This window comes from Psychrobacter sp. UBA3483, assembly GCF_002377905.1.
GTDB lineage: Bacteria > Pseudomonadota > Gammaproteobacteria > Pseudomonadales > Moraxellaceae > Psychrobacter.
On sequence record NZ_DFQS01000038.1, the window covers coordinates 43517 to 62040 of the forward strand.

The following is an 18524-nucleotide window of genomic DNA, read 5'->3' on the forward strand; positions in this document are numbered from 1 at the left end:
CATTTTCACGCCAATTAGTGTAGGGGATTATGCCCCTGACTGTCACAAGCTAATACCATACTCGCAAGTCACTCTTAAGTCGACACCAACCCTTTACCTTGCTGCCAAGGTGCTTTAAGTGGCTGCCTGTATACTGAGGTGTAAGATAAGAATTAACCTTTATTATCAAAGCACATCTAACCGCCAAGTTAAATCAATAATAGGTAACAAGGACTTGTTGTATTATTACGATTATTCAACGGACTTTTTTACGCCAATTTTTAACATTAAACCGCCAAAAATATGTCATTGATAATACTCGCAGCATAAGGAATATAATCTATCATGTTACACTAGCGCTATTTTTATTATTCACCTGATTAATGGTTGGATTATGACTGTTTCCACTTCTGCTACTTCTATGCCAAGCCCTATGTCTTCAACAATGGCTTCAAACGCTGTTTCAACAACGGTGCCTTTCACAAGCTTTGATAATAATACTGAGCAATTTCATAGTGCCGTGCGCGCGCAACTGGCACAAGATATCGAGATGCTGTTTGCTTATGCTGAGCTGCCAAGTCCACTGCTTGATGCCTGCCGTTATGTGATGACCGGTCAAGGTAAATTGGTACGGCCGTTATTGGTCGCCAGCGCCTTTGACAGTGTCAATCAAAGCAATGCGAATGACGATGTTAATAGGACTGATGAATATGTCGATAAAAGCACTGATAAAGAAGCTAAGCAAATTCAGCAAAATAGCGATTTAGAATCGCTACTAGAAAACGACTCCGATTATGATATGGCGCGCCGTGCAGCATTGGCGGTAGAGCTGTTGCATACCTATTCATTGGTGCATGATGACTTGCCGTGTATGGACGATGATGCGCTGCGCCGTGGTCAGCCAACCGCCCATATCGTCTTTGCAGAATCGACCGCCCTACTCGCCGGTGACGTGCTACAAACACTTGCCTTTGAAGTACTGACCGCTGAGCTGCCAACTTTTGCGCCCTATGACTCTGCTATTGCAAGCCAGCTGATCGCGATATTTGCGCCGCGTGCCAGACGCATGGTTTCTGGTCAAATGCTCGATCTGAACGCTGAAGCCAGCACTGATATCACGCAAAGCGAGTTAGAAGCCATCCACCGTGATAAAACGGGTGCATTAATAGAAGCGGCGATGCTCATGGGCGGTATCTGTGCAGGTGCGACGGCGCCGCAGCGTATTGCCCTACAAGAGTGCGCGCAGCATATTGGTCTGGCTTTTCAAGTCCAAGACGATATCTTAGATGTGACCACCAGCACCGATACCCTTGGCAAACCTGCTGGCAGTGATGAAAAGTTAGACAAATCTACCTATGTGAAACTGATGGGCGTCGAGCAAGCGACCCGCTATGCGCAATCGCTATTTAATGACGGCCGCGCAGCCATTATCCGCGAGTTAAGCAGCCGTGAGCTGAGTGGTAAAAAAGACAGTGCAGACACTAACGCCTTATTGGCATTAATCGAATGGCTATGGTCACGTAAAAAATAAGCTCAGCAATAAACATTAAAAACGATAAAGGGTGGTCAACATGGATAGTACCCCTACTCAGCGTATCTACCTCGGCACTGGCGGCTATAGCGATACCGATCTGCTTAGTACGCTGTACCCAACCGGCACCAAAAAAACTGACTTCTTACGCGAATACGCCAAGCAATATGGCGCGGTTGAGATTAACAGTACCTTCTATGCGCCCATCGGGCAAAAAGCCTTTGCTGGTATGGTTGATAAAGCCTACGTACAAGCGGATAGTGAGTTGAAGTTCGCAGTCAAACTGCATCAAGACTTTACCCATGCGCGTAAAGGCACAAGCGAGCATGCGCAAGCTTTTATCACTGCGCTCACGCCCCTTATTGAAGCGGATGCGCTTGCACCATTACTACTACAATTCCCACATGGCTTTGATCGTAGTCGCGAGCATCGGTTGTATCTCGCCAATCTGGTCAGTTGGTTTAAAGATTATCCATTAGCCGTTGAATTTCGTCATAACGGCTGGCATACGCCGCAAGTGGTCGATAGCTTTATCGAGCAAGGTTTGATTTGGTGTAGCGTTGACTATCCTAAAGTCAGCGGCCTGCCGCCGTCACGGCTGATATTCACTCAGCGTACTGGCTATCTGCGCATGCATGGCAATAATCTAAACTGGTGGGATGCCATGAGTGCCAGCGATCGCCACGACTATCGCTATAGCGAAGCGGAGATGCAGGACTGGGCGCAGGCGATTGCCAATCAGCGTCAACACTTTGATACGCTGTATATCTTCTTCCAAAATACCGTCAATGCTCATGCGTATTATAATATTGCGATGCTTAGAGCAGCGTTGAGTAAGTTTGGGTTTGAGGTGCTTTAATAGAAAAATCATTGCTGCTTGGAGTAAGCAAATCATGCAATCATCAATAGAAATGACTGATAAATTTATCTTAGCAATTAATAATGTTTTAAAGTCAAAAGGTGACATGACACCTATGATTGAAGTTACTTCACAGCTGAAGCTAGTTAATTTAGATTACTGGGAACGCCTCATACGTGAGGAAGTAACAAAATACTTAGTATCACAACCAAAGTGGGAAAGCTTGTCAAAAGCTATCAAATCACTATTTATTGAGCAAGCATCTTGGCTAGGACTGGTCAGTTGGGACGGCTACGAACGCGAAAAAAGTCTAAAATTATTGTCAGAGAGCGCCCCTAATGCTTTTTTTCTTATATTAATTGCTCGCAGATTAAATGATTGGGTGCCAGAAGTTCGTGTGGCTGCCAAAGAAGCTTTTATCTTAGTCAGCCGCAAAACTGACTCTAAAATTATTGCAGAAGCTTTGATAACCATTTTATCAAATTGGAATTCATGGGGTCGTATAGGACAAGAAAATAGAAATGTCATTTTAAATACTGCTTTAAGAAAAGATGTCACTTTATCATTGAAAAATAATTTAATCACATTTGCGTCAGGAGCTATTCCTAGTTTATTGTCCCAACTTGGTCAGCTGCCTATTTTTGATGATTACCTCAATCAAATTGCTCATAATGCCATCCAGCCTTACGTAAGAGCTAAAGCGTTTCGTAGTTTGTTTGAAGCCCGAATGACATGGATTAGTGGTTATGAATGGAAGTGGATTGATAAAGCTTATGGCAGAAGAAAATTAATACCTGTTATTGCTGAACGAAAAATTGATTTGTATATACCTCTAATCGAATTGCTTAATAGATCAGCGTTTGACCGATCTTCAATTGTTCGCAGCGTATCAGCAGAATTTCTTATTATAAATCTTGACCGCCTAAAACAAGATGAAGTTAAATTCTTTGCAGAGCAGTTTGCTTTGGATAAATCCAATGCAGTATCAGAACGAGGTCAATTTGTAATTAAGAAATTAAATGAAAAACTTTACCAAAGTCCGACTAAGTTTTTATAGGAGCAAAACCAAAAAAGGACACTTCTCAGCGTCCTTTTTTCAAATCAAATACTTAGCGGTTAAAGATTACTCTTCAACACCAGCGTCTTGACCTTTATATTTAGCGTTTGCGTAGTCCCAGTTCACTAGCTTGTCTAGGAACGTGTCCACATAGTCAGGACGACGGTTACGATAATCGATGTAGTACGCATGTTCCCACACGTCACAAGTCAATACCGCTACTTGGTCATGTGCAAGTGGCGTATCAGCGTTAGCTGTTTTGGCGATAGACAATTTGCCACCGACTTTATCAGCCACTAGCCATGCCCAACCTGAACCGAACTGAGTCAATGCTGCGTTTTTGAACTCTTCACGGAACTTGTCATAGCTACCAAAATCTTCTTCGATTTTCGCTTTCAAATCACCAGTAGGTTCGCCGCCACCATTGTCAGGCGTCATGCAGTTCCAATAGAACGTATGGTTCCATACTTGCGCTGCTTGGTTAAACATGGTTTTTTTGCTGTCATCTTTCGCAGTCGCTACGATGATTTCTGGCAATGTTTTGTCTTCTAGACCAGAACCCGGGAGCAATTCATTTAGCTTGTTTACATAAGCGGCATGGTGCTTGTCATGATGGTATTCTAGCGTCTCAGCACTGATATGTGGCTCGAGCGCATCTTTTGCATAAGGTAGGTCTGGTAAAGTAATATTTGACATAGTTATTTTATCCTTGCTGGTTTAGCCATTAGTATTAGGTATAGCTTAAATCAACGCTATAAATTATCGGACTAAATTGGCTTAGTTTATTGTTAGTGAAAGTCATTACTCAATATGCTAAACATATTGCGGTAAACCTAAAAGGCTTGCATGCTAAAATTATCTTAAGCGCGCATCACTTATTAGTTAATGTACCTATAAATATATAATGGGCAAAAACCATGATAGATATTTATAAGAATTATTAATTAAAAGTTCACAAGCTATAAGATATAATTCACTGTAGCTTGTCGCCTATTATAGCAAGAGTGGTGACAAATATCAGTTACCAAATGTTATGAATCAACGATTCGTTATGCTAATTGGTAATTTAGCTCATGCTAGCCTAGAATATAGCAGTATCAGTGAATCAATGACGGACAGAAAATATGACGCAAGCCAGCAGCGCAAACCTTACTCCACAAGAGCATTTAACGCAAACGACCCTCGCCAATCAATGGGTGCTTGCCAGTAATAATAAAGGCAAACTTGCTGAGTTTAAACGCTTATTTGCAGCGGCAGATTTAGCTGTGACGATTGTCCCGCAAGGTCAGCTTGATATCGATGATGCCATCGAGGACGGTTTGAGCTTCATTGAGAACGCTATTATCAAAGCGCGGCATGCCAGCCGAGCAAGTGGACTGCCAGCGATTGCTGATGATTCAGGGCTTTGTGTGCCCATATTGGGCAACGGGCCCGGTATCTACTCTGCTCGCTATGCCGGCGAGCATGGCAATGACGCCAAAAACAACGCCAAGCTTATCGCTGACTTGCAGCCTATCCGCGACCAGCAACCTGATGCCGCTATAAAAGGCATGTTTGTGTGTGTATTGGCGATGGTGCGCCATGCCGATGACCCACTACCGATTATCGCCCAAGGTTTATGGCACGGTGAGATTTTAGACGCGCCGCATGGTGAGGGTGGTTTTGGTTACGATCCGCTGTTCTGGTTGCCAGAATTGCAAGCGACGGCGGCGAGTTTAAGTGCTACGGACAAAAATAGCATCAGTCATCGTGGTCAGGCCATTGAGCAGTTATTGTTACAATTGCCGTTATAAGCGTATTCGATAATAAAGCGTATTTGATGATAATAAGCGGGCAGATTACGGCAAAGCTAAGCTTATAAATCACTGACGGGGCAATTAAACAGATAATTTTTACTTTGATAAACAGATAGATTATACTGTTCTACTTTTAAAATTTTGTTGAAAGCCGTTATTTGTCTGTATAATTGAGCAAAAAGCGTTATTATGCGGGCGATTAGCAGTTAATATTGATATCTGAGAGCGTTTATTTGGAATAAAGCGTTTCATATTTTTGTGCCGTCAGCGATTGCTACGCTCACAGATTGCGAAATCGCGCGCTAGCAATATCCCCTATTTATTCCAACGGCAACCAGTAGCACATGCGTATTTTGCGGCCTGGTTGTCTATTTCTATTTAATCCTAAAGGTGTAACGAATATGGCTACAGATTTACAAGTCACAACCAACAAGCTGTCTAACAAAGAAACTCAGCTAACGGTTAAAGTACCCGTTGAAAAAATTCAAAACAAAGTTGAAGGCCGTATCAGCCAAGTGGCGAAAACTGCCAAGATTGACGGTTTTCGTAAAGGTAAAGTACCGATGTCGCATATCCGTTCACAGTACGGGGCCGGCATTCAGCAAGAAGTCATCAACGATGTGATCCGTGATACTGTATTTGAAGCGATCAAATCTGAAGACATCCGTGCGGTTGGCATGCCAAACATCGACGACGTTAAACTAGAAGACGACTTCTTGGTTTATCAAGCGACTGTTGAAATCTTCCCAGAAATCGATGTCCAAGGTATCAATGAAATCGAAGTTGAGCGCCACACTGCGACCGTCAGCGACGAAGATGTTGACACCATGATCGAAAACCTACAAAAGCAGCGTCAAGAGTTCGTTGAGAAAAAAGGCAAAGCGGCCAAAGACAATCAAGTCACATTTGATTTTGAAGGTTCAATCGACGGCGAAAAATTCGAAGGCGGCTCTGCTGAAGACTTCAAATTGGTTATCGGTAGCAATCAGATGATTCCAGGCTTTGAAGATGGTATCAAAGGCATGAAAGCGGGCGAAGAAAAAGTTATCGATGTGACTTTCCCAGAAGATTACCAAGCTGAAAACTTGGCTGGTAAAGAAGCACAATTTAAAATCAACGTAAAATTGGTTGAAAAATCAAAACTACCAGAAATCGACGACGAGTTCCTTGAGCTATTCGGCGTTAAAGAAGGCGGCGTTGAGAAATTAAAAGAAGACGTGCGTAAAAACATGGAACGCGAAATCAAAAATGCGGCGCGTAGCCAAGTAAAACAAGCGACCTTTGATGCACTATTAGAAAAGAACGAGTTTGACGTACCAAACGCCATGCTAGAGCAAGAAATCGATCGTCAACGCAACATGATGATGCAACGTTTTTCTCAGCAGTTCGGTGCTAATGCTGATAGCTTCGATAAAGACATGCTACCAAATGAGCTGTTTGAAGAGCAGGCGCTACGTGCTGCCCGTCTTGGCATCATCGTTGCTCGCGTTATCGACACCAAAGGCTTAGAAGTTGACCAAGAGCGTGTTGAAAGCTTTATCAAAGAAGCGGCTGAAAACTACGAAGACCCAGCGGAAGTCATCGAGTACTACACCAATGACAAGCAGCAACGCGCTAACATTGAGTCAGTAGTGCTAGAAGACCAAGTGGTCGATTATCTAATCGAGCAAGGCAAAGTAACGGACAAAGAAGTGAGCTATCAAGACCTATTGGCCGCTCAGCAGCAACAAGCGATGTAATTTAGCGTTTCGCCAGTAAATATTGGCTGGTTCAATACCTAACTTATCAAAAATGCCCTGACACATTTGTTAGGGCATTTTTATTGCTTGGTTATAAACTACTGTCTTAATATAGTGAGTGAAAAGTAATATTGATACATCACACACTGCTGCTATCAATTTTTCTTGCTTGCTGTGCCTGCGCAGACAGAGGCTACAAAAAATTGATATCAGCAATACCGTAGCGTTTTTAAGATATTTTGAATATAGCATTTTTTATAAACAGATTATTCATGCTGCCCTTGATAAGTGCACACAGACGCCTTATTAATAGGGAGTCGTTTATCATTTGTCACATTAAACCGTTACTATTGCTTTGATAAAAAAGTTACCATTGGCTCACTTATTTCTAGCGGCGACCATTATTTATTACCCACTATTTTAGCAGCCATAGCCAATCTGCTTTATTGAGTATATTTTGGCGCCGGATTAATTTAATAAAATGTATGCGCGAATAGGTTTTATTTTCTAGTAGGTTTTATTACCCAGCGATAATGTTTACAATGATAATCATCAATAACACTGTAGCCAACAGCTAGCCTCTATTTTTATTTTATGGACTTATAAACAGGATATCTTTATGACAGATTATGATCGCATCATTGCTAACCCGCATTTTAATATGTTGATGAGTGCGCATGACAATGTACAAAGCACGACTCAAGCCGCATTGGTTCCAATGGTGGTTGAGCAATCAGCGCGCGGTGAACGCTCGTTTGATATTTTCTCACGCCTATTACGTGAGCGCGTTATCTTTTTGACCGGTCAAGTTGAAGACCACATGGCCAATCTTATCGTCGCCCAGCTATTGTTTTTAGAAGCCGAAAACCCTGATAAAGACATTCATTTATATATCAACTCGCCCGGCGGTTCAGTCAGTGCGGGTTTGGCTATTTTTGATACCATGAACTTTATCAAACCTGAAGTCTCAACCATTTGTATGGGCGGCGCGTATAGCATGGGTTCGTTCTTACTGGCAGCGGGTGAAAAAGGCAAACGTTATGCTCTAGCCAACTCGCGCGTGATGATTCATCAGCCATCAGGCGGCGCGCAAGGTCAAGCAACCGATATAGAAATTAATGCACGTGAAATTCTAAAAACTCGCGCACGCTTGAATGAGATTTTGGCTGAACGTACCGGTCAACCGGTTGAGAAAATCGAAAAAGACGTTGAGCGTGACTATTGGCTAGATGCTAAAGAAGCCAAAGAATATGGCTTAGTTGACGAAGTATTAGAACGTCGCCCTGCTTCTTTGTAAACATTGTAGTAGTAGACGTTTAAAACACTTTAAAACATCAGTGGCCTACATGCGATACGGTAGAAGAAATATATCCACTGCCCTACGCTTTGGCGCTGATGTCCATAATCAAAATATCGCCAAGTATTAAATTTTAGGAGTGCCTGTATATGGCAGAAGATAACACCCCGCATTGTTCGTTTTGCGGCAAAGAAAAAAGTGAAGTAAAGCAGCTGATTGCCGCTGACGACGCCAATATCTGTAATGAATGTATCGAGCTATGTACAGACCTGATTGCTGATAGCGACGAAGATGGCGACGACGACAGCGACATTGACACCTCTTGGGTCAATAAAAAGCTGCCAACGCCAAAAGAGCTGCGTGCCAAACTTGATGAATATGTCATCGGCCAAGATGCGGCGAAAAAAGCCTTGGCGGTCGCGGTTTATAACCATTATAAACGCCTAAAAGTCAGCCAAACGTTGGCCCATGACAGCAAAAAAGCCAAAATCGGTGCTGATGATGCCATGGTCGAGTTGGCAAAAAGTAATATCTTACTAATTGGTCCAACGGGTTCTGGTAAGACTTTACTGGCGCAAACACTCGCACGCTTGCTTGATGTGCCGTTTGCGATGGCTGATGCGACGACCTTAACCGAAGCGGGTTATGTCGGTGAAGACGTTGAAAACATCGTGCAAAAGCTCCTGCAAGCATCAGATTACGATGTCAGTAAAGCGGAGCAAGGTATCATCTATATCGATGAGATTGATAAAATCAGTAAAAAAGGCGACAACCCTTCTATCACGCGTGACGTATCGGGCGAAGGCGTACAGCAAGCCTTGCTGAAACTTATCGAAGGCACGGTTGCCGCTATTCCACCACATGGTGGTCGCAAGCACCCACAGCAAGAGCTGATCCAAGTCGATACCAGCAATATCTTGATTATCGTTGGTGGTGCGTTTGCCGGTCTTGATAAAGTCATTCAGCAGCGTACGGAAAAAGGCGGTATTGGGTTTAATGCTGATGTCAGCTCAAAAGACGACAGCCGCCGCAGCTCAGATTTACTGCAGCAAGTTGAGCCAGAAGACTTGATTAAGTTTGGGCTTATCCCAGAGCTAATCGGTCGTCTACCTGTACTTGCAGCGCTACAAGAGCTTGATGAAGAAGCACTGGTACAGATTTTGACAGAGCCGAAAAATGCCTTGGTAAAACAGTATAAGTATTTGTTTGAAATGGAAGGCGCTGAAATTGAGTTTACCAAAGAAGCGCTTGATGCGATTGCCAAAAAAGCCATGGAGCGTAAAACCGGTGCACGTGGTCTGCGCTCTATCGTCGAAAACGCTCTGCTTGAAACCATGTACGAGCTGCCATCGATGAAAAATGCCAAAACGGTATTGGTTGACGAGCAAGTGATTAACGAAGGCAAAACCCCTAAAATTGCATAAGTGATGATTGGGTAAAAGCACTTCATTGTACTCAATGGTCTATTTATTTAAAAAGCGTCTGATAGCTATTCAGGCGCTTTTTTATGTCTGGGCGTTATTATTATAATTGGGTTAAAAATGACAGCTGCGTTTATCAATCGATAGCAGCCACAGGCAGAAATCATGCTAAGGTAAAGCGACTTTTATACGTTATCCTTATCGACGACCACACTTTTCAAATCAATGATACAAAGGACTGTTTATCATGCTTAATCACGTTTCTAGCAATGTCTCTGCAGTAGCAAACTCTCTACGCCAACATCTGCCTTTTTCCTCGCAGCAAGACCACGATATTACCCCTTATTATGCCAATCATGTTGCCGCTATCACTGGTGCAGGTTCTGGCATGGGACGCGAGCTTGCCCTGCATTTAGCAAAAATGGGCTGCCATTTGGCGCTATCGGATATCAATCCTGAACCACTGGCTCAGACTAAAGCGCTGCTCGTTGGCTATGCTGTCAAAGTCACCACCACCGTACTCGACGTCTCAGACAATAAAGCCGTCGAAGCGTGGGCGGATAGCGTGATGGCGGAACATGGTAAAGTGAATTTTATCTTTAATAACGCAGGCGTAGCGCTCTACTCAACGGTAGAAGGCAGCAGCATTAGCGAGCTTGAATGGGTGATGGATATTAATTTTTGGGGTGTGGTTTATGGCACCAAGGCATTTTTACCTTTGATTAAAAACAGTGTCAAAGAAAGTGAAATTGATACTGGTAAAAAAGACAGCAAAGCACGCCAGTTTAACGAGCATGGTCATATTATTAATATCTCAAGCTTGTTTGGTTTGACCGCGCAGCCGTCACAATCTGCCTATAATGCTAGCAAATTTGCCGTACGCGGCTTTACTGAAAGTCTGCGTCAAGAGCTCGACATTCAGCGCTGCGGCGTTTCGGCAACTTGTGTGCATCCCGGCGGTATCAAGACCAATATTGCCAATAGCGCCCGCGGTAACGACAGTATCAGCGACCTCGGTATGCGTAGCGGTAGCAAAGCCATTAGTAGCTTTAATAAGTTCTTAAAATTCGATGCCAGCGCCGCCGCTTGGATTATCTTACAAGCCGCCGCCACCGACCAGCCACGCTGCTTGATTGGCAACGATGCAAAAATGATGGATGCCGTTCAGCGCGTATTCCCGTCTCGTTATGGTCAGGTACTCAATGATATCAACAAATTATCACGTAAATTAAAAGGCAAAAAGCACGCGAAAAATGCCCACCGTAAAGCGGTAACTACTCATTAATATAGTGGTAAAGAAACAATGATAAGTTAAACCATAAAAAGCCCAGTGATTGAATAGTTGGGCTTTTGCATTTTCGCTAGTTAGAATAAGTGATTAGGATAATTTGCGTCCTTTATCTTTATCTTTAATTTAAGGCAGTTTCATATCGCCATCGACCAACCAACCAAGACGGCGCATCACGTATGCTACGATACCAGCAATGAGCGCTGGTAATACAAACATCAATAAGACAATCGCTGTCCATAACTGAGTACTGCTCATGATTTCTTGTGATGCTTCAATGACGCCAAACACTCCAACCAGTCCTGCCGTTCCCATACCCGCACCAGTTGCTGTGCAAGCTAGCCCAAAGCCAACGGTTGCGATAGGACCAACGATGGCGCTAGCAATCACAGCAGGCAATAGTACTAGCGGTTTTTTAAGGACATTAGGTATTTGTAGCATACTGGTGCCAAGCCCTTGAGAGATGACACCACTGACGCCGTTGTCTTTAAAACTGGCCACCGCAAAACCAATCATATGCGCCGCACAGCCAACGACAGCCGCCCCGCCCGCTAAGCCGCCAAGCCCAATAGCGATACAGATAGCAGCGCTTGAGGTCGGTAGTGTTAATAGAATTCCAACGACGACTGCTATCACGATACCCATTAATAATGGCTGCAATTCAGTTGCGGCTTGAATGCCTTGACCAATCGCATTGACCGCAGCAACGACCGGAGGATTAAGCAGCGCACAGACGATTAGGGCCACCGTACATACTACTAACGGTATCAGCAAAATATCGAGTTTGGTTTTGCCCGCGACCCAAGTACCAGCACGATAAGCAAAGACTGAGGTCAAATAAGCACCAATCGGATTACCGGGCACGGCAGCAAAGGTTGCTGGACCGGCCTCTTGCACGATAAATAAGTTACCTGCCATCAAAGCTTCAGAGTGTGCACCAAGCATCCCTGCAACCAAGCAGCTTAGCATCACCAAAGTTGGCGCTTTAAGATAATGAGCGATACCAACGCCGATACCTGCCCCCATTAATACTGACGCCAGCTTGCCGACCGCTATCAGGGCGGGCAAGCTTAACCAACCACCAATTTGCGAGATGATAAGGCCAGCGATAAGGGTCACAAACAACCCTAACGCCATGCCGGTAAAAGCATCGATAAAATACTTTTGGAAAAAAGCTTTCATCATACCAACGGACGCAGTTTCTGAAGAATTCACAGTCATCATGATGCTCTTATATTGAGTTTGCCGAAAGGAGCTAAAAAACATATCAAAAAAAAGGGATAAAAAAAGCGTCCTCTGACGCTTTTTTTATCAATACTCTAGGTTTAACGGCGCTGCTCTACGATAATAGAATCAATACCATTATTTTGCAGGCGCTGCTGGGCAGTTGCAACCGCTTGACGATTATTCATCGGGCGTGAAATCACCTGATAAATAGGCAGGCCATTACCGGTAGTGTTTTTCACCACTCTAGCATCGACACCAGCCATCAATACTTGCGCACGGCGACGGTCTGCTTCGTCGGCATCACCAAAGCTGTTGATTTGCAAAATATAAGTCGCCGCAGGCTTCGCTGGCTGAATGCTAGCATTACTGGCGTTCGCCGTATTAGCTCTGTTTGCAGCCGCACCTGTATTGCTAGCAGCTGGCGGCGTGCCATCATAAGTCGCATCTTCTTCAACGATGACAATATCGTCGTCATTACTACTGTTTGCTGCATTATTCGCGTTGTTGCTACGACTAGGCTCAATCGTGGTGCTCTCAGAGATACCAAAGTTACCCGCATCATTATTACTTGGCGTGGTGGTTTCTGGCTGATTGACGACTACATCTGGCTCAAAGTCAGTGATTTGACCGGATTGGCTATTGTTGCCTTCGCCGAAGTCTTCATCGGGAATGGTTGCCATCTCTTGATTGGGCAAAATATCGTAGAACTCATAATCACCATTATCGGTATCAGTATCGACTCGCTGCTGAACCTGTCTATCGGCATCGGTGCCCTCACCGCTGCCCGCAGGACTAAAATTAAACAATGGTGAGAGGTATAAAAACACCCCAATCATGAGCGTTAATACCGCCCCAACAAACATCCATAATAAGCCTGACACACTACTGGTTTTGCGTTTTTCAGTGGCACCTTTTGGTTTTTTGGCTAACATGGATCTCGTTCTCCCTACTGAATATATCTGTCGTTGTCGAGTTGTCGTTATCGAATTGTCTTTATCGAATCGGCACTGTCGATTAGATTAGAATTGAAGAATTATCATCAAATAATCGTTACAGCCGTCTTCCTTTATACTACATGCTAGACGGTGCAGACAAGCCCAATAAACTCAGTCCATTAGCCAATACTTGACGCACGGCTTTAGATAAGCGTAAACGCGCTTGCATCAAATCCATCTCATCTTGGCTTGGCGTCTCACCTGAGGTTAAGCTAACTGGCAAGATGCGATTGCCATCATACCAACCATGAAATAACGCCGCCAACTCTTTTAGATAGTTGGTTAAGATATGCGGCTCATAGCCTGTCGCTGAGCGTAGTAAGGTTGCCGGATAAGCGGCAAGTAATTTAATCAATTCTTCTTCGCTTGGGGCGACTAGTAACGCTTGCTTTTCAGCGCCAGTAATATCGTCTACTTGCAGACCACTGGTTTCTAGTTTTTCTAACACACGGCAAACCCGTGCATGCGCATACTGGATATAGTAAACCAAATTGTCTTTACTTTGCGATTTGGCCAGCTCTAAGTCAAAATCAACATGAACCTCAGGCTTACGAGCGACATAGTAAAAGCGTGCAGCATCGTTACCGACTTCATGACGCAGCTCACGTAAGGTAACAAATTTACCCGAGCGCGATGACATTTGTACTTTTTCACTACCGCGCCATAAGGCAACAAACTGTACCAATACTACATCAAGGCGGTCGGCATCGATACCAAGCGCCGTCAATGCCGCTTTTACTCGCGGCACATAACCATGATGGTCAGCGCCCCAAACGTTAATGACCTTATCAAAACCGCGATCGAACTTATTTTTATGATAAGCGATATCAGAGGCAAAATAGGTGCTTTGACCATTGGCACGGCGTACCACCCGGTCTTTTTCATCGCCAAAATCCGTCGATTTAAACCAAATGTTGCCGTCTTTTTCGTATAAATAACCTTTTTCATCTAATAGCTGCAAGACAGGCTCAATCTCGCTATCGATGGATCTTTCGCTAAACCAGCACTCATAACGGACACCAAAGTCGTTTAAATCGTCTTTGATATCAGCCAAAATACTGCTCAATGCCGCATTTAAAAACAGCTCATAACCGTCACCAAGTAAGGCTTTGCTATTGGCAATCAGTCCGTCGATATGGGCTTCTTTATCGCCCGATAGCAGCACTTTTTCGCCACCAGCGTTTATCTCAAACTGCGCATCTGCTGCTACGTCCTTTGCAATATCGGCAAAACTGTGCACGTAGCTATCGCCATGCTGGGTTTTAAGCGTTTGCGCGATATCACTGACATAATCGCCTTGATAGCCATTGACTGGGAAAGTGACTGCCTCGCCGTTGGCCTCTAGATAACGCAAATAAGTACTGGTCGCTAAAATATCCATTTGGCGACCGGCATCATTGACATAATACTCACGCGTGACGTCATAACCAATGGCTTCAAGCAAATTTGCCACGCTCATGCCAAAGGCAGCGCCGCGTCCATGACCGACGTGCAAACTAGACGTTGGGTTGGCCGAAACAAATTCAACTTGGATTTTTTGACCTTTAAACTGCTTGCTTAAACCAAAGCGTTCTTGCAATTTAAAGATATCGTTTAACACCGCAAATTTGGCTTCGGTATTTAAAAATACATTGATAAAGCCAGGACCTGCGATTTCTACTTGACGAATATTTTGATTTTCAGGCAAGGCGTTGACGATTTTTTCAGCAAGCTGGCGCGGATTGGCTTTCGCAGCTTTGGCAGCCGTTAGGGCGATATTGCTCGCAAAGTCACCATGACTGGTGTCTTTAGTACGCGTAATTTGGCTGTTGTTTTGCCAATCAGCCGGTAGTTCGCCGTTCGTTTTTAGGACTTGAATGGCACTGTCAAACAGTGAGGCGAGCGTATCGATTTGGGCTTGTGACATAGGACTATAAACTCAGATAAATGAACAAAAAATTGGGGTAATATAAGATAAGGCAGAAAAAATAAGTAACCTATAAATATAACAACCTTTGGCGGCTATTGCACTATTTGAACCAAAAATAGCATTAAAATCACCGCTATTATACTAGATATGCGCAAGTGACAAGGTAACGGCTATTATAGGCTGCAAATATAGGGCTATTTAAGTGGATTGTAGCGTTACTGTTGTTTGACGTTGGTGAAACATTTATAGCAACCTTATTCCGCGTTATAATGGCAACATTAATCTATTGCTGCTTCTATACATGATGATGCCATTTATAACAATATATAAAAACAGACCATAGAAAACGCAGCATTTCACACTTTCATTGACAGGACAAAACCATGTTTGCCATTGCTTCTAGTACCGTCACCAGTTGGGGCATGTATATTTTATTGCCCATTTTTATTGCTTTCTTATTCTTTATTATTTGGGATTTATCAAAACAGTCTAACGCTGGTCGCGCTGGTACTTTTTGGATGTTTCTCGCCCTTGGTGCCGGTTTTATTGGTTTTATCCTCAAAGTTCTCATAGAGATGGCATTTGAACGTTGGTTTATTTAACCAAACTCTCTTTGCCAGCGACAAACCGCCAGCGCTATTTTTTTGCAATTAAGGTTGCCCGTTTTGGCGCAGGATACCCTTCGATGGTTTTACTGGCATCATTAGGGTCCAAAAAATCCGTCAAGGAATGATACGTCATCCATTCGGTTTTGCGCTGCTCCTCAGTCGACGTAACCGCCACATCGACGCAGCGTACCTCGCCAAACCCTGCTTTCTCTAGCCAACCAGTGAGCGCCTCAACGGATGGCAGAAAATAGACATTATTCATCTGTGCATAACGATCGTGCGGTACAAGGACGGTATTGGCATCGCCATCGATAACCAAGGTTTCGAGTACCAGCTCGCCACCTTTAACCAGTTGCCCTTTTAGCTGTTGTAAATGCTCAAACGGCGATTGGCGATGATAGAGCACGCCCATACTAAATACCGTATCAAATAGCTGACTGTGCTCCGGCAAGGCTTCAAGCGGTACGGGGATATAATGCGTTTTATAATGATCAGCGGCGCCGACAAAATGACGAATGGCCATAAACTGATGATAAAACAAGCACGATGGGTCAATAATGATGACCGTCTCCGCGCCTGCCCCTGCCATTCGCCAACCGTGATAACCTGAGCCACCACCTACATCCAGTACGCGCCGACCTTTTAAATTACCTAAATGCGGCGCGACCCTTTGCCATTTCCAATCGCTATGCCATTCGGTATCAATCTTAATACCTGACTCATCATCGCCAATCTTACCACCAATTTGAAACGGCCCTTTACGCCACGGCATTAACTGCTTTAGTAGCGCTAAGGTTTGTTTGCGCTCAGAGTCGCTGAGATTGGCGGCAATCGTTAATACATCACTATCCAAATCTACTTTATCAGCCGCTACTGTTGGCAATCGTGCTACCGACGCTTGGTAAGCAGGCGCGTGCGCGTAATTGGCTTTATCTTTGATATCATTAAGCCACGTCGGCAAGTGCGTGAGCCACTCATAAGCGCTTGGCTGCTGCTGCGCCAATGACAGCAAGGTTAAATATAATTCGCGTTCGGCATGAATGATGGTGTCGTTAAGCATAAAAACAGATTGCCATGTTGGTAAAAAGATAGAGTGAAAATTTATATTAAAAGTCGAGCCATTATTACTATCGCGTTTAAATATTATTTAAAGGCCACAATAGAGACAAAGTTTAAAAACTGAAACCACGTCAAATGACGCCCAAAGCCTACTTGCGCTAGACGCGTATGATGCTCATCCAAGGTATCGGTAATCAAAACGTTTTCTAAGGCATTGCGTTTGCCGCTGATTTCCATCTCGGTATAACCATTGGCGCGTTTAAAATCGTAATAACGCTCAACCAACCACGCATCATACTGCTCATCGAAAGCATGGGTTTTTTCGGTCAATACCAAAATACCGCCCTCACTTAATGCGGCATAAATTTTCTCAAGCACTGCTACCCTGTCGGCAACGGGCAAAAACTGTAGCGTCAGATTCAGAATGACCATATCGCATGGATCAAGCTCGACATCACGAATATCAGCGGTAATCACTTCAATAGTATGCGCCGGATAATTTTCCGTTAATAAAGTGCTCGCCTCATTGGTCATCGCGGGTGAGATATCAATCGCCTTAATCTGTAAATCTTGCGGCTCAAACTCGCCTGCCAACGCCATACTTGCTGCACCCAGTGAGCAGCCCAAATCATAGACACGACTGACACGCTGGCCGCTATTATCTTGCTGGCGGTATTTGCAGTGGCGACGAGCGAATATCGGCAACATCGCCAGCACTTGACCATAACCGGGTACACTACGGCGAATCATGTCGGGAAAACAAGCGACGACCTGCTCGTCAAAAGAAAAACGCGCCGCTTTATCGAGTGGCGTGGTAAATAAGGTATCGTGCTTCACGGTATCATTAGTCAGGTTAGCAGGCTTAGTTTGGCTCATGGGGTTGCTCGTTTTTTGATGGTGGCTCGTTTTTTGATAATGAAACTTTGATTTTTTAAAAATAAAATGTTAATTAAATGATGAATTGCTCAGTGCTTTAAAGATAGCAAAAGCCCATTATAACATTACTGTTTGTTACTTATGGCGGACAACTGCCCTGCTAAGCTAAATAGGTAACGCTAATCCTTTATAAAGGCAATATTGAGACATAAAATTAGTATTGAAAGATGAGATATTGCAACCAAATAAAGCACTTAGCGTATTTCTATGACAACAGCAATAATAATAGGAACAATTATGCAAACCATTATCTTAGGCGGTGGCTGTTTTTGGTGCACCGAATCCGTATTTTTATCCGTAAAAGGCGTGCAATCTGTAGTGTCAGGTTATATGGGCGGCGATGCCGTTTCTGCCAACTACGAAGCGGTCTGCGGCGGTGATACCGGACACGTTGAAGTGATCAAGGTTGAATTTGATGAGTCTATCGTACCATTAGAAGTGGTTCTTGATGTGTTTTTTGCCACGCATGATCCCACCACTATGGATCGTCAAGGCAACGATGTCGGCAGCCAATATCGCAGCGTGGTTTTCTATACCGATGAGGCGCAAAAACCAACGGTCGACCGTACGATTAACAAATTACGCGACATGGGCCTTAATGTGGTGACAGAAGTCCATCCCGCTATGGAATTTTACAAAGCTGAAGACGCCCATCAAGATTTCTATAATAGAAACCCGGGTCAAGCCTATTGTAACTTTGCTATTCCGCCAAAACTTGCCAAACTGCGCAAAGAATTTAGCCAATATATGGTGAATTAAACAAGTAACGTGAGTTTTATACGCTATCAAAGCCAAGGGTCAAGACGCTTGGCTTTTTTATTGC

Annotated in this window: 16 protein-coding genes; 10 read left to right on the forward strand and 6 right to left on the reverse strand. The window is 44.0% G+C overall.

Annotated features, from left to right (window positions below):
* The first annotated feature begins 424 nt into the window (after positions 1 to 424).
* Genes B2866_RS06585 through B2866_RS06595 form a run of 3 tightly spaced genes read left to right on the forward strand, consistent with a single transcriptional unit; the run spans position 425 to position 3426 of the window.
* Entirely contained in the window at positions 425 to 1510 is a 1086-nt protein-coding gene (locus B2866_RS06585; RefSeq protein WP_296191874.1) for a polyprenyl synthetase family protein, read from the forward strand.
* 40 nt (positions 1511 to 1550) lie between these two features.
* Positions 1551 to 2369, forward strand: a complete 819-nt coding sequence (locus B2866_RS06590; RefSeq protein ID WP_296191831.1) for a DUF72 domain-containing protein — start codon at positions 1551 to 1553, stop codon at positions 2367 to 2369.
* A 34-nt stretch (positions 2370 to 2403) separates the two neighbouring features.
* A complete protein-coding gene (locus tag B2866_RS06595) occupies positions 2404 to 3426 on the forward strand; it encodes a hypothetical protein (RefSeq protein WP_296191833.1) in 1023 nt (340 codons plus the stop codon).
* A 66-nt stretch (positions 3427 to 3492) separates the two neighbouring features.
* Here the strand turns inward: B2866_RS06595 and B2866_RS06600 are convergent, their stop codons facing one another.
* Positions 3493 to 4122 (reverse strand): superoxide dismutase, encoded by a 630-nt coding sequence (locus B2866_RS06600; protein ID WP_200663481.1) that lies wholly within the window; start codon positions 4120 to 4122, stop codon positions 3493 to 3495.
* Between the two features lie 428 nt (positions 4123 to 4550).
* On the opposite strand from B2866_RS06600, the gene rdgB reads away from it, so the two are divergent.
* The 5 genes from rdgB to B2866_RS06625 all read left to right on the forward strand — a co-directional run bounded on the left by rdgB (position 4551) and on the right by B2866_RS06625 (position 10964).
* Positions 4551 to 5219 carry an RdgB/HAM1 family non-canonical purine NTP pyrophosphatase gene (gene rdgB / locus B2866_RS06605; RefSeq protein ID WP_296191837.1) on the forward strand — a complete coding sequence of 223 codons (669 nt, stop codon included), beginning with the start codon at positions 4551 to 4553 and terminating at the stop codon, positions 5217 to 5219.
* A 404-nt stretch (positions 5220 to 5623) separates the two neighbouring features.
* Entirely contained in the window at positions 5624 to 6961 is a 1338-nt protein-coding gene (gene tig / locus B2866_RS06610; RefSeq protein ID WP_296191839.1) for a trigger factor, read from the forward strand.
* A gap of 661 nt (positions 6962 to 7622) precedes the next feature.
* On the forward strand, positions 7623 to 8258 hold the full coding sequence (gene clpP / locus B2866_RS06615; RefSeq protein ID WP_409520866.1) for an ATP-dependent Clp endopeptidase proteolytic subunit ClpP: 636 nt from the start codon (positions 7623 to 7625) through the stop codon (positions 8256 to 8258).
* A 149-nt stretch (positions 8259 to 8407) separates the two neighbouring features.
* Positions 8408 to 9682, forward strand: a complete 1275-nt coding sequence (gene clpX / locus B2866_RS06620; protein WP_296191841.1) for an ATP-dependent protease ATP-binding subunit ClpX — start codon at positions 8408 to 8410, stop codon at positions 9680 to 9682.
* A 244-nt stretch (positions 9683 to 9926) separates the two neighbouring features.
* Complete coding sequence (locus B2866_RS06625; RefSeq protein ID WP_296191843.1) at positions 9927 to 10964, forward strand: SDR family NAD(P)-dependent oxidoreductase; 1038 nt, start codon at positions 9927 to 9929, stop codon at positions 10962 to 10964.
* Positions 10965 to 11093: 129 nt separating this feature from the next.
* Here B2866_RS06625 and B2866_RS06630 read toward each other — a convergent pair whose 3' ends face one another.
* From B2866_RS06630 to argS, 3 genes are all read right to left on the reverse strand, one after another.
* Positions 11094 to 12188, reverse strand: a complete 1095-nt coding sequence (locus B2866_RS06630; RefSeq protein WP_409520865.1) for a PTS transporter subunit IIC — start codon at positions 12186 to 12188, stop codon at positions 11094 to 11096.
* Positions 12189 to 12292: 104 nt separating this feature from the next.
* Complete coding sequence (locus B2866_RS06635; RefSeq protein ID WP_296191846.1) at positions 12293 to 13126, reverse strand: SPOR domain-containing protein; 834 nt, start codon at positions 13124 to 13126, stop codon at positions 12293 to 12295.
* A 139-nt stretch (positions 13127 to 13265) separates the two neighbouring features.
* Positions 13266 to 15095 carry an arginine--tRNA ligase gene (argS, locus tag B2866_RS06640; RefSeq protein ID WP_296191847.1) on the reverse strand — a complete coding sequence of 610 codons (1830 nt, stop codon included), beginning with the start codon at positions 15093 to 15095 and terminating at the stop codon, positions 13266 to 13268.
* 386 nt (positions 15096 to 15481) lie between these two features.
* Here argS and B2866_RS06645 point away from each other — a divergent pair, with 386 nt between their 5' ends.
* Positions 15482 to 15700 (forward strand): DUF2788 domain-containing protein, encoded by a 219-nt coding sequence (locus B2866_RS06645; RefSeq protein WP_296191849.1) that lies wholly within the window; start codon positions 15482 to 15484, stop codon positions 15698 to 15700.
* Between the two features lie 34 nt (positions 15701 to 15734).
* Here B2866_RS06645 and cmoB read toward each other — a convergent pair whose 3' ends face one another.
* Both cmoB and cmoA read right to left on the reverse strand, forming a co-directional pair.
* Complete coding sequence (gene cmoB, locus B2866_RS06650; protein WP_296191852.1) at positions 15735 to 16766, reverse strand: tRNA 5-methoxyuridine(34)/uridine 5-oxyacetic acid(34) synthase CmoB; 1032 nt, start codon at positions 16764 to 16766, stop codon at positions 15735 to 15737.
* 83 nt (positions 16767 to 16849) lie between these two features.
* Positions 16850 to 17641 carry a carboxy-S-adenosyl-L-methionine synthase CmoA gene (cmoA, locus tag B2866_RS06655; RefSeq protein WP_296191855.1) on the reverse strand — a complete coding sequence of 264 codons (792 nt, stop codon included), beginning with the start codon at positions 17639 to 17641 and terminating at the stop codon, positions 16850 to 16852.
* Between the two features lie 297 nt (positions 17642 to 17938).
* Between cmoA and msrA the strand changes: the two genes are divergently transcribed.
* Entirely contained in the window at positions 17939 to 18460 is a 522-nt protein-coding gene (msrA, locus tag B2866_RS06660; protein ID WP_068406975.1) for a peptide-methionine (S)-S-oxide reductase MsrA, read from the forward strand.
* Positions 18461 to 18524 lie beyond the last annotated feature (64 nt).

Excerpts from the sequence above, each read along its gene's own strand:
- B2866_RS06600 (WP_200663481.1), bottom strand. The coding sequence starts at position 4,122 with ATGTCAAATATTACTTTACCAGACCTACCTTATGCAAAAGATGCGCTC.
- clpP (WP_409520866.1), top strand. The coding sequence starts at position 7,623 with ATGTTGATGAGTGCGCATGACAATGTACAAAGCACGACTCAAGCCGCA.
- rdgB (WP_296191837.1), top strand. The coding sequence starts at position 4,551 with ATGACGCAAGCCAGCAGCGCAAACCTTACTCCACAAGAGCATTTAACG.
- B2866_RS06645 (WP_296191849.1), top strand. The coding sequence starts at position 15,482 with ATGTTTGCCATTGCTTCTAGTACCGTCACCAGTTGGGGCATGTATATT.
- B2866_RS06585 (WP_296191874.1), top strand. The coding sequence starts at position 425 with ATGGCTTCAAACGCTGTTTCAACAACGGTGCCTTTCACAAGCTTTGAT.
- B2866_RS06625 (WP_296191843.1), top strand. The coding sequence starts at position 9,927 with ATGCTTAATCACGTTTCTAGCAATGTCTCTGCAGTAGCAAACTCTCTA.
- msrA (WP_068406975.1), top strand. The coding sequence starts at position 17,939 with ATGCAAACCATTATCTTAGGCGGTGGCTGTTTTTGGTGCACCGAATCC.
- tig (WP_296191839.1), top strand. The coding sequence starts at position 5,624 with ATGGCTACAGATTTACAAGTCACAACCAACAAGCTGTCTAACAAAGAA.
- B2866_RS06635 (WP_296191846.1), bottom strand. The coding sequence starts at position 13,126 with ATGTTAGCCAAAAAACCAAAAGGTGCCACTGAAAAACGCAAAACCAGT.
- B2866_RS06595 (WP_296191833.1), top strand. The coding sequence starts at position 2,404 with ATGCAATCATCAATAGAAATGACTGATAAATTTATCTTAGCAATTAAT.
- B2866_RS06630 (WP_409520865.1), bottom strand. The coding sequence starts at position 12,188 with ATGACTGTGAATTCTTCAGAAACTGCGTCCGTTGGTATGATGAAAGCT.
- cmoA (WP_296191855.1), bottom strand. The coding sequence starts at position 17,641 with ATGAGCCAAACTAAGCCTGCTAACCTGACTAATGATACCGTGAAGCAC.
- B2866_RS06590 (WP_296191831.1), top strand. The coding sequence starts at position 1,551 with ATGGATAGTACCCCTACTCAGCGTATCTACCTCGGCACTGGCGGCTAT.
- clpX (WP_296191841.1), top strand. The coding sequence starts at position 8,408 with ATGGCAGAAGATAACACCCCGCATTGTTCGTTTTGCGGCAAAGAAAAA.
- cmoB (WP_296191852.1), bottom strand. The coding sequence starts at position 16,766 with ATGCTTAACGACACCATCATTCATGCCGAACGCGAATTATATTTAACC.
- argS (WP_296191847.1), bottom strand. The coding sequence starts at position 15,095 with ATGTCACAAGCCCAAATCGATACGCTCGCCTCACTGTTTGACAGTGCC.